16 protein-coding genes and 1 pseudogene are annotated in these 14174 nt (G+C 37.9%); 1 reads left to right on the plus strand and 16 read right to left on the minus strand.

The window, feature by feature from the left end; translation table 11 throughout:
- The 7 genes from HMPREF2704_RS04190 to HMPREF2704_RS04220 all read right to left on the minus strand — a co-directional run.
- Nucleotides 1-285 (minus strand): phosphoglycerate mutase family protein (locus HMPREF2704_RS04190; protein ID WP_141760637.1); only part of this gene is annotated, 285 nt, incomplete at its 3' end.
- Nucleotides 286-366: 81 nt separating this feature from the next.
- Entirely contained in the window at nucleotides 367-1704 is a 1338-nt protein-coding gene (locus tag HMPREF2704_RS04195; protein ID WP_070845759.1) for a PFL family protein, read from the minus strand.
- Nucleotides 1705-1722: 18 nt separating this feature from the next.
- A complete protein-coding gene (locus HMPREF2704_RS04200; RefSeq protein WP_003004214.1) occupies nucleotides 1723-1989 on the minus strand; it encodes an ACT domain-containing protein in 267 nt (88 codons plus the stop codon).
- Between the two features lie 284 nt (nucleotides 1990-2273).
- The gene (locus tag HMPREF2704_RS04205) at nucleotides 2274-3395 is read right to left on the minus strand and encodes a VanZ family protein (RefSeq protein ID WP_049523601.1); all 1122 of its coding nucleotides are present in this window, start codon (nucleotides 3393-3395) and stop codon (nucleotides 2274-2276) included.
- Between the two features lie 482 nt (nucleotides 3396-3877).
- Entirely contained in the window at nucleotides 3878-4228 is a 351-nt protein-coding gene (locus tag HMPREF2704_RS11510; RefSeq protein ID WP_256318011.1) for a TetR/AcrR family transcriptional regulator, read from the minus strand.
- 13 nt (nucleotides 4229-4241) lie between these two features.
- Nucleotides 4242-5249 carry an NADP-dependent oxidoreductase gene (locus tag HMPREF2704_RS04215; RefSeq protein WP_049523596.1) on the minus strand — a complete coding sequence of 336 codons (1008 nt, stop codon included), beginning with the start codon at nucleotides 5247-5249 and terminating at the stop codon, nucleotides 4242-4244.
- 199 nt (nucleotides 5250-5448) lie between these two features.
- Nucleotides 5449-6048, minus strand: a complete 600-nt coding sequence (locus HMPREF2704_RS04220) for a rhomboid family intramembrane serine protease (protein ID WP_049523594.1) — start codon at nucleotides 6046-6048, stop codon at nucleotides 5449-5451.
- 319 nt (nucleotides 6049-6367) lie between these two features.
- On the opposite strand from HMPREF2704_RS04220, the gene HMPREF2704_RS04225 reads away from it, so the two are divergent.
- Entirely contained in the window at nucleotides 6368-6571 is a 204-nt protein-coding gene (locus HMPREF2704_RS04225) for a CsbD family protein (protein ID WP_049471982.1), read from the plus strand.
- 280 nt (nucleotides 6572-6851) lie between these two features.
- Here HMPREF2704_RS04225 and HMPREF2704_RS04230 read toward each other — a convergent pair whose 3' ends face one another.
- The 9 genes and pseudogenes from HMPREF2704_RS04230 to HMPREF2704_RS04265 all read right to left on the minus strand — a co-directional run bounded on the left by HMPREF2704_RS04230 (nucleotide 6852) and on the right by HMPREF2704_RS04265 (nucleotide 13615).
- The gene (locus HMPREF2704_RS04230; RefSeq protein WP_049523593.1) at nucleotides 6852-7553 is read right to left on the minus strand and encodes a DUF3169 family protein; all 702 of its coding nucleotides are present in this window, start codon (nucleotides 7551-7553) and stop codon (nucleotides 6852-6854) included.
- Between the two features lie 14 nt (nucleotides 7554-7567).
- Complete coding sequence (locus tag HMPREF2704_RS04235; protein WP_049523591.1) at nucleotides 7568-7918, minus strand: PspC domain-containing protein; 351 nt, start codon at nucleotides 7916-7918, stop codon at nucleotides 7568-7570.
- A gap of 13 nt (nucleotides 7919-7931) precedes the next feature.
- A complete protein-coding gene (locus HMPREF2704_RS04240) occupies nucleotides 7932-8114 on the minus strand; it encodes a hypothetical protein (protein WP_049499707.1) in 183 nt (60 codons plus the stop codon).
- Nucleotides 8111-8320: a helix-turn-helix transcriptional regulator gene (locus HMPREF2704_RS04245; protein ID WP_031576108.1), complete on the minus strand. Its 210-nt coding sequence runs from the start codon at nucleotides 8318-8320 to the stop codon at nucleotides 8111-8113. Before HMPREF2704_RS04245 ends, HMPREF2704_RS04240 begins: the two co-directional genes overlap by 4 nt.
- Before the next feature lie 768 nt (nucleotides 8321-9088).
- Nucleotides 9089-9343, minus strand: a pseudogene (locus HMPREF2704_RS11670) (hypothetical protein); the annotation flags it as partial.
- Between the two features lie 39 nt (nucleotides 9344-9382).
- Entirely contained in the window at nucleotides 9383-9721 is a 339-nt protein-coding gene (gene cadX, locus HMPREF2704_RS04250; RefSeq protein WP_003004755.1) for a Cd(II)/Zn(II)-sensing metalloregulatory transcriptional regulator CadX, read from the minus strand.
- An 11-nt stretch (nucleotides 9722-9732) separates the two neighbouring features.
- Nucleotides 9733-10347 (minus strand): CadD family cadmium resistance transporter, encoded by a 615-nt coding sequence (locus HMPREF2704_RS04255; RefSeq protein ID WP_302849557.1) that lies wholly within the window; start codon nucleotides 10345-10347, stop codon nucleotides 9733-9735.
- A gap of 705 nt (nucleotides 10348-11052) precedes the next feature.
- On the minus strand, nucleotides 11053-13146 hold the full coding sequence (locus tag HMPREF2704_RS04260) for a heavy metal translocating P-type ATPase (RefSeq protein ID WP_070845763.1): 2094 nt from the start codon (nucleotides 13144-13146) through the stop codon (nucleotides 11053-11055).
- 19 nt (nucleotides 13147-13165) lie between these two features.
- Complete coding sequence (locus HMPREF2704_RS04265; protein ID WP_070845765.1) at nucleotides 13166-13615, minus strand: CopY/TcrY family copper transport repressor; 450 nt, start codon at nucleotides 13613-13615, stop codon at nucleotides 13166-13168.
- Between the last annotated feature and the right edge of the window lie 559 nt (nucleotides 13616-14174).

Genomic DNA, 14174 nt, shown 5'->3' on the forward strand with positions numbered 1-14174 from the left:
GCTACCAAAACACCACTCGCGGATCCGTTTGTCAAAGCGATAAGGAATCTGGTCTTTCAAGCCCAATTCATCAAGAATGATCCCCATTGTCTGAATGGCACGGCCTGAATCACTGGAATAAGCTCGAGTAAACTCCAAACCGGACTCACGCAAGCCGATTCCTAGAGCTTGAATCCCTCGTTCTCCTTCTGCTGTCAAGGGTGTATCGGACCAGCCTTGAGCACGGCCAATGGTATTAAACATGGTTCTCCCATGACGAATCACAAATAATCTTGTTTTAGCCATCTTGTCTCCTTTTGCAAGAAAAAAGTCTGGAGTTTCATCATCACAGACTTTTCTATTTTCTACTATTATACTAGATTTCTCTTAGTTTTTAAAGCTATGAACCGGAGCTGGAATTTGGCCACCACGGGAAATGAAATCAGCTGACGAAGCCTTGTTGACCTTCATTACCGGAGCAGACCCAAGAAGCCCTCCGAGCTCTAACATATCGCCCTCTTCCCCATAAGGAATGATCCGAACCGCTGTTGTCTTTTGGTTGATTACCCCGATAGCTGCTTCATCGGCGATCATGGCCGCAATGGTTGTATCTGGAGTATCAGCTGGAATAGCAATCATATCCAGACCGACTGAACAAATGGCAGTCATGGCTTCCAACTTTTCTAGGTTGATATGACCCGATTGGACCGCCGCAATCATCCCCTCATCTTCTGAGACCGGAATGAAGGCGCCTGACAGACCACCGACTTGGTTACAAGCCATGATGCCGCCTTTTTTCACTTGGTCATTAAGCAGAGCGAGCGCTGCAGTAGTACCATGGGTTCCTACCACTTCAAGACCCATAGCTTCAAGAACACGGGCAACCGAATCCCCAACAGCTGGTGTTGGCGCGAGAGACAAGTCTACAATCCCAAACTCCACACCAAGACGTTCACTAGCCATTTGACCCACTAATTGGCCGACACGGGTAATCTTGAAGGCTGTCTTTTTAACCGTTTCTGCCAAGACATCAAAGCTTGCACCAGGGACTTTTTCAATCGCCCGTTGGACCACACCAGGTCCTGAAACCCCAACGTTGATGACGACATCCGCTTCACCGACACCATGGAAGGCTCCCGCCATAAAGGGGTTATCTTCTACCGCATTGGCAAAGACTACGAGCTTACCAGGCCCCATCGGATCTGCTTGAGATGCTTCTTTAATGATGCGGCCCATGTCTCGAACAGCGGTCATATTGATCCCCGTCTTGGTCGATCCGATATTGACTGAAGAGCAGACAAAATCCGTCTCTGCAAGGGCGCGAGGAATGGAATTAATGAGGATTTCATCCCCTTTTTGGTAGCCTTTTTGAACCAAGGCTGAGAAGCCACCGATAAAGTTAACCCCAACTTCCTTCGCTGCACGATCCAGCGCCTTGGCAAAGGGTACATAGTCTGTCGCATTGGTTGCTGCTCCGATAATGGAAATCGGAGTGACCGAAACCCGCTTGTTCACAATGGGAATGCCGAGTTCCGCCGCGATCTCATCCCCAACAGCCACTAAGTCCTTGGCCTTTGTCACAATCTTCTTGTAGACTTTTTCCGCTGCCTTTTCGATATCCGGATCAATACAATCGAGAAGCGAAATCCCCATGGTGATAGTCCGAACATCGAAGTTCTGCTCCTCAATCATGGCAATGGTTTCTGTTACCTGTTTAATGTCCATAAATTCTCAACCCCTATCTTACAAATTGTGCATGGCATCAAAAATCGCTGCGCTTTGGATATTGATTTTTACATGAAGAGACTGTCCGAATTCTTCCAACTCTGAACGGAGCTGTGTGAAATCTTTTTTCTCATCTGACGATACAACCGCCATCATGGTAAAGTATTCATCCAATACGGTTTGAGAGATATCATCGATATTGAGTCCTAATTCTGCTACTTTCGTTGCGACACCCGCTACGATTCCTTTTTGGTCTTTTCCAACGACTGTAATAATTGCTTTCATTTCACTGCTCCATTCTATCTATTTGCTTCCATTGTAGCACATTCCCCTTAAAATCGCCCTCCTCAACTGGGAACGTTCGGATATTTTAAACGTGTATAAAAAAATAAAGAGGCTGGGACAAAAGTCCTAGCCTCTTTATTGTTTTTGGATTGTCGAGCAAGACGCAGTGGTTGAGTGGGCTCTACTACGCTGATTTCATCAGCTTTTACAGCCCTACTCAACTGTGCGGAGGTGGGACGACGAAATCGAATTCTAACGAATTACCGATTTCTGTCCCACTCTCTCTATTTTGACGATTCAGTTTCATCTTTTAAGAGCTCTTTCTTCACTCGCACCGTACTCTCATACTCAGCTCCAGCTAGACGGTCAAAGGGAAAGCGACGATTGAGCAAGACGATAGCAAGAGTGAGAATCAGGTACAATAAAAGCACAAAGAAGAGCAATAAAATCATGGACAGGGTTAAGAGGGAATTGTCCGTCAAATCGCTATTCAAGAGCGAAATCAAATAGAACAACCCTTGAGGAATCAAGTAGAAATAACCTACTACTAGGATTCCCCGCCAGATGGTGCGAAGCCATTTTTGCTTGTCAAAATGCAAGCGGAATTTCAATAAAGCCATTCCCAAGGTTTTGCCCCGCCACAAGGGAATCAAACCAAAATAAACAGCCAAAACTGCTACATAAGGAACCGTCTCTATACGCTCGATTACCGCGTAAAGCAAGGATAGCATCACAAAGTCGATCAAGAAGGCAAGACCCATCCGGAAACCAGATACTTTCGTCCCTACTCGGAAAGAATGCTCGTCAATTTCGTCTCTTGTTGGCAATAACCATACCAGGAACCAACCAAGCAGATAACCCACTCCACCACCAGTGGTATTTTGAATAATATCATCGACATCTGCTAGGCGGTAAGGGCCCGGATACAGAAAATAGAGACCTGATAACTGGGTCAACTCCAAAAAGAAACTAAAGAGGGCTGTCAGGAGAATCGTTTTCTTAAAACCACACTTGAAATAATAGCGTAGATACATCCCAAAAGGAATCAACATTAGGACATTAAAGGCAGGCACATAAAAAGTTGGATGCTTAAGGGCTTGAATCCAAGTACCAGTCTGCGCTAAATCAAAGGGGCTCTCCTTGAAAAAATCCACTACAAAAGCAAAAGGTTGGAGATTGACCATTTCCGAGTAGCTAGTATGAATCTTACTTGGATCCGGCAGAGGCAGGATCACCAAGAGATAGACCGTCATCAAGTAAAGCATAAAAGAATAGAAAATCAGCACCCGCAATTTATTGACCGAACCATATTTTCGATAATTCAAAATCATGTAGGGCAAGGTCAGCAAAAAAGCCAAAAAAGGGAAGAGCTGAACAGCTGTTTTGATTGTAGAGATATACCCCATTGTGTCTCCTTTTTTTCGTTATAAAATCACCCTTTGCACAATGACAAAAGGTGATTTCTTCATTGATATAGAATATTATACGGCCTGGTAGAGGAAGAGTCAAGGAAGTAGAGTTCTTTTCATTTTTTGAGATCCTTATTGAACTAAAATCAAAGATGAATCCTCTCACTGTAACATCCTTGGTATAGAATAGGAATCACAAGACTATCCTATTTGCTAGAATTTCAATCATCTCATCTGAAACTTTTCCCACATCAATTGCTTTACTATTTAGCATGGATGGCACAGCATAAGATAGCATTAAGGAGATAAGATTACGAATGATTCGTTCATTAGGCCAATTAACCAGCTCTCCTTTCGCCTTATATCTATCTAAAATAGGATTGAGTGGTATTACAATATTGTTCTGAACGATGTCCCCAGTTTTTTCAAACAAAGATGAATCAATTAAACACCTTGAAAAGAGAATTTTTATAATATCTCTATTGTTGGTCAGAAAATTTAGTCGATCCTCGATCATACTCCGAAAAAAAAACTGTAACACTTTCATCGTTACACAGAACTTTTTGATCAGTAAACAATTCAATTGTTTCAGGTATGACCTGATCAAAAAATAAGAGGAGAAGCGTATTGAGTATGCCTTCTTTTGTTTTAAAATAGCTAAAAACAGTCCCTTCTGATACTTCCGCTCGGCGTGCAATGTCAAGCGATGTAGTTTTTTCAAAACCGATTTCGGAAAACAAGGTTAAACTGGCAATTAGAACACGTTTTTGTTTATCACTCAATCTCATGAGTTGAATATGACGAACACAAGCTTGATTTAGATCAACCATTTTCCTTTCCTCCTCACTCCTCTTGAATCACAATCACACGTTTCCCTCTGGTATGCCCTTTTTCAAGATCCTTGTATGCTTCTTTTATTTCGGGTAATGAAAATGGATAGATTTTATCCAAACGAACTGAAATTTCCCCTTTGGAAACAAGCTCTGCAAGTGATAGGAAGTCATCATATTGTGAATGCCGTGGGCCTGTAAATTGAGCTCCTTTCAAGATAGCAGAAGGAGATGGAACCAGGGTAGCAATTTGATCACCTCGCAAACCCAATTGGAAGCCTAATTTTACATAGTCTCCCCCATAACAATCCAACATCTTGGTAACAGTTACTCCTGAGAGTTCTTGAATTTTTTCTTTGATCGATTCATGATAGGAAATCGGGATGGCACCGATCGATCTGAGGTAGTCCGCATTACCAGCACTAGCTATTCCAATAACTCTGACACCTTTTGAAACAGCATATTGTACTGCAATCGATCCAATTCCTCCAGATGCACCTGAAATGACAATTGTATCCTTATTTCCAATATTAATTTTTCGAAAAGCTCCTCCTACCGTTAAGGAACTAACCCCCAAGACTGATCCATGCAGAAAATCAATATTAGATGGCATAGAAGCGATCTCCGTCTCCTTCACACAAATCTCAGTTGCTAATGCTCCTCTTTTTGAACCAAGACCAGGTGCACTTATAATCGTCCCAAAGACTCTATCTCCTACCGAAAACTGAGTTACATTTTCACCTACTTCAATGATTGTCCCAGCAAAATCACGTGCAACGCCTCTAGGGAATAAAGAAGAAGTTTTCTCAAACCATCTACTAGGATGCCTTAGTTTCATTAAAAGGGATAACATCCGAAGCTGTTTAACACCCTCAAAAATTTTATAATCCACCGGATTTAATCCTACGGCAGCTACCTTGACTCTCACTTGATTTTCCTTTAGTGGTTCTGGTTCTACCTCTGCTAATTCTAAGACATCTATATTACCAAATCGGTGAAATTGAACCGCTTTTACAGTCATACAATACATACCTCCATTGCAAAATTGAGTGATCACTCAATTTTTGATTATTATAGCATACAACTAGCCATGATTCAATGATAGCTTCAATTCAATGATAGCTTCAATTAAAAGAATGCAAAAAATTTTTATCAAAAAAACGCCCAAGATTCTCCTCTTGAGCGTCTGTTAGGAATGACCCTACCTTGCATTTACTATATCAGGAACTTTTAGCTCTCCCCTTCAAGATATTACTTCCGATAAAGACCAATAGATAACTCACAATCCCTGAAAGATGCAATAGCGTTGAGATCCATCCGGTAATTGCTGGTAAGAGCATGAGGCCAGATAGAAAAATCAAGAATAGATAAAGCCATTTTACGGTACGTGAAAATTCTTTCCACACGTTTGGCAGGATCATAACCCCTCCGGTCACAAAGCCGTATCCTACAGCAGAGATCCCTGTTGCCTGAATGTCCTGCTCCTGGGTTAAAAAGTGAAAAACGATGGAAGAGAGGACTGTCGCCGTCACAAAAACGATTAAGACTTGTCTGGAGCCTCTTTTTCTTTCTAGCAGTCCTCCGAAGGGAAGGATCATGAGTCCATTTAACAACAAATGGACCCATAAAAACCAGATAGGTGCGCCTTTACTACCGTGCATCAGGGTCCCACTGACATATTGCCAACCATAGACCGGCTTCGAATGAAAGGCCAATAGGTCATACATAGCATCCCCATAAAAGGAAGTCAATAGACCAAGCAACAAACAGATTAGAGCTAAAGTGCTGATAATAGGGTAGGTTGTGAGGATTCTTTTCATATTTATCTTCTCTTTTTCAAAAAACAGCGTTACGATGTTTCCATTCACGATTATTATACCATTTATTTCATTGGAGACAGAAAAAGTTTTTTGCTTTTTTCGTTTCAAATCTTTGCTGTAAAAACGAAATGTCGTGACTTATTAGTCGGTCATTATTCGTGACCGGAAAGCGATCCTGTTTTTTAGCCGTAGCAAAAATTTGACTTTCCATTTTAAAAAGAATATACTCATTCTAATCTGAGACAAATATTTTTTATTTTTTTAAATCAACAGTATTGCATTCAGAGAAATAAACGACTAACTTCATGGAGGTGACGCTATGTCATTAGAAGAAAAATTGAACCAAGCAAAAGGTTCTGTTAAAGAAGGCCTTGGTAAATTAACCGGCGATACAAAAACAGAAGCTGAAGGCACTGCTGAAAAAGTTGCTTCAAAAGCAAAAGAAGTTGCTGAAGATGCAAAAGAAGCTGTTGAAGGAGCTATCAAGGGCGTTAAAAATATCTTTCATAAAGACGACAAATAGTCTTTAACATCCTAGACCCACTCTATTTTCTACAGTCATGTTTGACCGTGGAAGATAGGGTGGTTTTTATTTGCTTCAAATTCAGTTATACAAAAAAAACACCCCGAAGGGTGCTCATTGTAATGATTAGCATACTTTTAAAAGAACGTTTACTAAAGCTACTTTACAAACTTTTTAGAATTTTGTGTTTAGCTCTATCTTGGAATGAAATTTATTTTGATTGATTCATTCCTTTCAACATCGTCACCTACATTTGCGACACGATTCATAGAAATCCCTGTTATTTAAAGTAACGTTTTGTTTTTCTTAATTGTGCAATATTGATATAGAGATGGATGACAGCAGTTATAAGGGCAGCAACTAACTGTACTTGACCAAGAATAATGGATAGGGCAAACAAGATGATATAGACAGACGGTAAGATTAGCTGATTGAGTTTGAACAAGATTAAATAAGCCTCTACCATTTCCGCTTGTTTCTCTCCCTCGTCATAGGTTTCTAGATAATCTAATACCTCTTTTGGTGTGGCTAAAATAGAGAGTTGGTAATTACGAATTTTGCTCGTTGTTTTGATGCAGAAACTTCCAACAAGAATGGTTAATACTGCTAAGAGAAAAGCTGATATCGGTAAATCGTGGCTAGGCAACACTGTAAGCAAGCTAAAAAGCATACTAACTTGCAAAACATTGTAAGCAACTGTCCCATAATCTAGAGAGCGATACATCTTAATATAAGCTAGCTCGTTTAATTCATCATCTTCTTCTGCTAGGTAGCTAGCATAAACTTTCCTACTATTCATGATAAAATAGAGAGCTACTATTGTCGATAGTATTCCCAGATAGAAAAAGATGGTCGTCAAAATAAACTGTACTTGCTCTTGAGAAATGTTTAAATGAAGATTCGTAAAGGTAGCACCAAACATTCCGATTAAACCACCCAACAATAAACTTCCTAACAATAGTAATAAATGTTTCTTTTTCATTTTCTATCTTCTTTCTAAAATAAACCTAGCAGTCCTTGAACCAGAGCATGCCCAAATCCAAAAGTAGCCGTTAAAACTTGATCACCAAAACTATTCAGGAGAATGGAAACTAGATAGAAAAATAGAATCTTGTACCCTGATTTTTTGATGACTACTTCAAGAGATTCATTTCCCATCCAGCCAGCTAAAAAAGCATAACTTATCACTGTGAGAAGACTAATTTCTATCGAAGATAGAAAAAGCAAAACGGCTAATGCACGAATCATCAGAGGGTCTACATTGAAATAACGGGCGATACCGGCACAAACCCCTGCAATTTCTTTATGTTCGGTATCTACTTGAAAATCTGCCAAAAACTCTTTCATAATCTTACTCCTTTTATACTCTTTCTTTTACTTTCTTTTCTATCCGCTCAAATACTAAACTAAAAATCAAGCCACTCCAGAAAAAATAATTACTGTCTAAAATGTGAAACCATCCCATCAAGGTCCCGATCATCATCGAAACATTTGCTATAAAGGCAATGATACAAAGATAATAAATTACTCTATATTTGTTCATGATTCTTCCTCCTCTAAGCGAAATACCGACTCTACTGGCTCATGAAATATCTGAGAGATTTTCAAGGCGATAATAATAGAGGGGGTATACTCATCACGCTCTAGCAAACTAATGGTCTGCCTAGATATACCTGCTAGCTTTGCAAGCTCGGTTTGGTTTAAACCATCACGAGCGCGAAGCTCTTTTAAACGATTTTTTAGCTTCATATTTACCATTGTCATCAAACTCAGCCACTTCGCTTAGATATCCCAAAAATGGTAGAATCTGATTTTTCCTCCTTTGTTATTATATAAGATATTATTACCGATATCCTCATAGTTTCTCCGTTCAAAGTCTTATTTCTTTAACTTGATTACATTGTAACATATCTTTTTATTTTTGACAATGATAATAGTCAAAAATATCATTATTTTTGTCATTTTGTAAATGATTTAGGTCAAAACTCTTATCCTGAATAAGAATTGATTTGATATTTTTCTAAATAGAGATGAAATGGATACTTGAAATCAAAAAAATAACGGGGTCAACTTTGTATTTTTGAAACAAAAAAAGACATCCAAGAGAATACTCTTGAATGTCTGTAAACGTTGATAGTATCGTGTTGATTAACGTTTTGAGGCAATTGACTTCGTCGAATGGCAGCCGTAATTGTAAGCGGCTAAAGCCACAACAACTACGTCAACTACCACAATTTAGTATGAAAATACAAAAAGAACACCTCGAAAGGTACTCTTTGTAAGTATTGTAATTCTTTCGAATTAACGTTTACTAAATTGTGAAGCTTTACGAGCTTTCTTAAGACCTGGTTTGGAAAGTATGGGTTTCAGTTGGACTAAAAACAGCGTATTATCAAGGCTTTTCAGAACGATATCTACTGATTAATTTCATAAAATATGAATCAATAGATTATAAATAGGGGAATAGTTTAGGTCTGTGAGCATTAAAATAATACACCTAACTTTGATCACCATTTTTTAGTTATTCACTCTTTTTTCAGATAGTGTTTTTAAAGTTATGATGTAAAATGCCGCAATTAAAACACTATACATCATAATCGGAGGATAGAGAATTAAGTATAGAATCAATCCCACTCCTTTAATTATTTGGTCAGGTATCAATAACTTTCTATATTGTGCGGTAGCTTCAAGTAATTCTTTCTGATCTATATTGGGTTTATCAATTACTTTATGTAAAAACCAGTTTGCTACCGTTGAAACAACAACGATTATAATCTCCCTATAATCATGGAAAAGTAGTAAAAATAGTTGTTATCCTAGTTGATTAAAAAAATCTCTGATTTCCTCATCCTTTATAAAATAATATATAATTTTCCCCTCTCTTCTAGTGTCCAAGATATTTTGATTGGCTAGTTTACGAAGATGGTGAGAGGCAGATGCCATACTGAGATTTAGTAAACAGGCTATATCACAGACACAGAGTTCTTCAACAGCAAGGAGATAAAAGATGATATTTATCTGTTTATTATCGGTAAACTTTGATAAAATACGAAGTGATTTTTGGACTTTTTCCTTTTCAAGGTAGTTCGTTGCGGTTATAACATTTTGTTGATTTATAACATCCACTTGACAGATACTATCTTTTTTCATAATTTTTTCTCCTAGCCGAACACAGCCCTCAGCATGTCAAAGCTGTTGTTTTCAATCAGGATATACATCCCCAATCCTAAATAGACAACGGCAATAAACCATCTGCTATATTTCTCCAAAGTTTCTCCAACAGAAGGGACTTGTGCCAATTTTTGGGCAGAAAAAACCAAGAGATAAATCATGACTAGAAAAGTAAGTAAAGTCACTATCAAATTCGCTAAATTTAAGGTGGTAAAATATGGGACAAAGACACCAATATTGTCAGCGCCACAACTTGCAAAAGTAATCATAGCGACTAGAAAAATCAGGTTTTTATCATCTTTGCGCAAACCATCTTTTGCAATAGCTTCTCCATCAGAATCTCCTAAAAGCAAAACTTTGAGTCCTAGGAAAATTGGAATCAAACCGAGCAAACCTAAAATCTCTTTACTAGGAATATAATTTAAGACAAATGCAAAAAGTAAACTTAGCAATATTAGACTAACAGAGCCTAGAAATTGTCCTAAATAGATGTTAATGATGTCTTTTCTGCTTTTTCTTTTGGCAAAAAATAACATTAGGATAATAAGTAAGTCTACGGCTGTCCCAGAATACAGGATTATTGAAGTAACAATATTTTGAATCATAAAACACCTCATTCAAATATATTTTTGAATTTATTTTAACATTAAACTTTGTAGATGTCAACTTAAAATCCACCAATTAATAATTGCATGTCAATATTTGTATTGTGAAACTAGTTTCAGAAATATATAGTCTTAAAGTATGTCCACTGCCAATGGTTTTTTCAATATTTAAGAAGAGATTTATAATGGTTCATTTCTATAAATTTATAAACGAGTTATATATTTTGTTTAACCAATTATTAACTATTTTTATCAATAATCACTTCATTAATTTGTACTTTTTAATTTTGATTTATTTTTCGTGCATATTTTATATGAATTTAATTCTAATACATTTTAAATAAAAAATACGCAATTTTAATTGGCACTGACCCCCGTAAATGAGAATTAAATAAAAACACCTCCAAGTTGGATTTGGTACAATATAATCAAATGCTCATGGAGGTGTCTTTTTATGGTTAAAAAACGTGTGGAGACGGTGGTATTATTGTCAAGAAAATAGAATAACAAGCTATAAAACTGTCGAAATAGGTGGCTTATAGGATTTTCACAGAAATCAGTTCTATAATAAATTAAAAATCGTGTTGGTAGAAAAATCGTCTACTTCTACCAACACGATTTTACAAAGAGCCATTACTTACATCTCTTCTTCTCCTGTAAAATATTGTATCTTGATACTTTAAGGAGTTTCAATCATTCAATCTGTTAACCGTTATTTTTTGGATCTAAACGTAATAACATAGCATTAATGGCGACGATGACTGTTGACACAGACATTAGGATTGCTCCTAATGCAGGGCTTAATGTGATACCAATAGGAGCCAAAATTCCTGCAGCTAGAGGGATAGCTATAAAGTTATAACCAGCTCCCCAAAATAGGTTTTGTTTCATTTTACGAGTTGTTTTGTGTGCTAAATCAATGAATGATCCAATATCTCCTGGATCGGATTGAGTCAATATGACATCAGCTGAATCCAATGCAACTTGAGTTCCAGCACCTATAGCTATACCAACATCTGCTAAGGCAAGAGAAGGAGCATCATTTACACCATCACCTACCATGATAACTTTCTTTCCTTCATCTTTAAGTGTTTTAACTAACTCATATTTGTCTTGTGGAGATTGATTTGATCTATATTCAATCCCTAAATCTACTGCCGCGCCTTGAGCCGCTTTTTCATTATCACCTGTTGCCATAATTGGTCGAATATTGTTCTTTTTAAGAGCTTTAATTAACTCTTTACTTGTTGGTTTTAATTCGTCCCCTAAAGCTACAGCACCAATGGCATCATCGTTTTCTACTAAGACACTAAGAGTTGCTCCTTTTGGAGTATCCATATCAAGATTACGTCCATAGGCTTTTTGACTGATTAATTGGTAACGGTGCCCACCTGCTTTACCCTCTACTCCAGAACCGGAAATCACATCAATCGAATCAAAAGATGCTGGACGTATATTTTGCTGCTCGGCGAAACTTACAATTGATTGAGCAATTGGGTGGCTAGATCCTCCTTCAATACCTGCCAATAAGGCAATGATTTCCTCTTTTGTATATTTGTCATTAAGAAGTTTTACATCTAATACTTTAAATTCACCAGTTGTTAAAGTACCCGTTTTATCTAAAATCATCACATCTGCATCTTGAGCTATTTCTAAGGCTTGGCGGTCTTTTACTAGTAAGCCACGGCTAGCTCCTAAGCTTGTGCTACGGGCGGTTACTAATGGAATAGCCAGACCCAATGCGTGCGGACAAGCAATAACTAATGTAGTAATAGCAAATATAACTGCCGTTGGGATATCTCCAATAATCATCCACACTACAAAAGCAATTAGCGCGACAATAACAGCAATATAGAAGAGCCACCCTGCAACCTTTTGCGCAATATTTTCTGCCCTGGAAGGCTGACTTTGAGCTTGGCTGATTAAATTCTGTACTTGAGAGATAAAGGATTGATCACCTGTCTCAAGCACTTTAATATAAAGAACCCCTTCTCCATTTGTTGAGCCCCCGATTACTTCATCGCCAGGGCCTTTTTTTACTGCTTTTGACTCCCCAGTTAGAAGAGCTTCATTTAAACGTGATTCGCCACGCTCGATAATCCCGTCTGCTGGCACATTTTCTCCGGCTTGAACACGAATTAAATCACCTACCTGTAAGTCAGCAACTGGTCGTGTTTCAATTGAATCGTCTTCTAATACAACGTGAGCATCTTTCGGCACTAACTTAGCCAATGCTGCTTGTGCGTCTCCTGCTTCTCCAATAGCTTTCATCTCAATCCAGTGACCTAATAGCATGATTAATAGTAATGAAGCAAATTCAAAGAAAAAGTCCATCACGTGTTCACCCGTTACGTAGGTAATGATCACAGCATAAATACTGTATAAATATGAAACACTTATACCTAAAGAAACGAGTGCCATCATTCCAGGTTTTTTTTGTTTAAATTCGTCAACTGCACCTTGATAGAATGGACGTCCGCCATAAATAATTAATATGGTAGATAAAATAGCTACTACAATATCAGAATATGGAAAAGTAAACTGGAATGGTAGTTTAAATCCATGCAAAGGGGAAAAGAACATAATAATGATTCCTAGTGGCAATGACTTTAAGAAAAGTTCCTTAAAGCTTCCGTGATGATGGTGGTCATGCCCACAGTGTCCGCTGTGATTATGCCCACTGTGCTCGCTGTGATCATGTCCACTGTGCCCGCTGTGATTATGCCCACTGTGCTCGCTGTGATCATGCCCACAGTGCCCGCAGTGATTATGGGACGAATATTTGTTGTCATTATTCATTTTAAATTCCTCCTTATGCTTAATGATGATGTAAATGACATTCGCATTGTCCTTCTGGACAAGTGCAATCCACTTCTTCTACTGCGAAAGATTTTTTCATCTCTAATATTTTTTCTAGTCGATCTATATCATCGAAGCTTAAAACATGATCTTCAATGATGCTTCCTATTACATTTCCGACTTTCTTATTGCAAATACGGTTAAAAATATCTTCTGCATAATTCCTTACGGCTTCTTTCTCTTCAATATTGGCAGTGTAAATAAACTTTCTACCTTCTTGCTCTGTATTTAGTACGCCTTTTCCAACTAATCGACCTAAGATCGTTTTGATAGTGGATTGTGTCCAGTCCATTTTTTCTTGCAATACGGAAATGACTTTTTTACTGGTTACTCGATCATTTGCCCAAACTACACGCATGACTTCCCATTCTGCATCTGTGATATAAGTATTAAGTTCTATTGTGCTCATTCTCCTTCCTCCCTAGTTGTCTACAGATGTAAACAAATATGTTTAAAATAAGTTTACCATTGTAAACGAACTATGTCAAGTCTTTTTATTAAATTCTCACTTTGTGGGGTCATTCCCTTAAAACATGCTATTTTTATCATTGATAAATATTAATAGCTAACTTTCCGAAAAACAACTATTTTTTATACAAAAAAGACATCCAAGAGAATACTCTTGAATGTCTGTAAACGTTGGTAGTATCGTATTGATTAACGTTTTGAGTGCAGTGGTTGCCATCCAATCAAACATCACTTCGCTTGTTTTCTTGGGGCAACTGTGCATAGCATATCTCTACACGACTAAAGTCGCTAGAGCTATCCTAATTGCGCACCGCCGGTTCTCATAGAAAAAAACACCTTGCAAGATGCAAAGTGTTTTCGTTTGTATTCTGCTGTCCAGCAACGAATTAACGTTTAGAGGCAATTGACTTCGTCGAATTGCAGCCGTATTTGTAAGTGGCTAAAGCCACAACAACTACGTCAACTGCCACAATTTAGTATGAAAATACAAAAAGAACACC

This window comes from Streptococcus sp. HMSC076C09 (genome assembly GCF_001837905.1).
GTDB lineage: Bacteria > Bacillota > Bacilli > Lactobacillales > Streptococcaceae > Streptococcus > Streptococcus parasanguinis_I.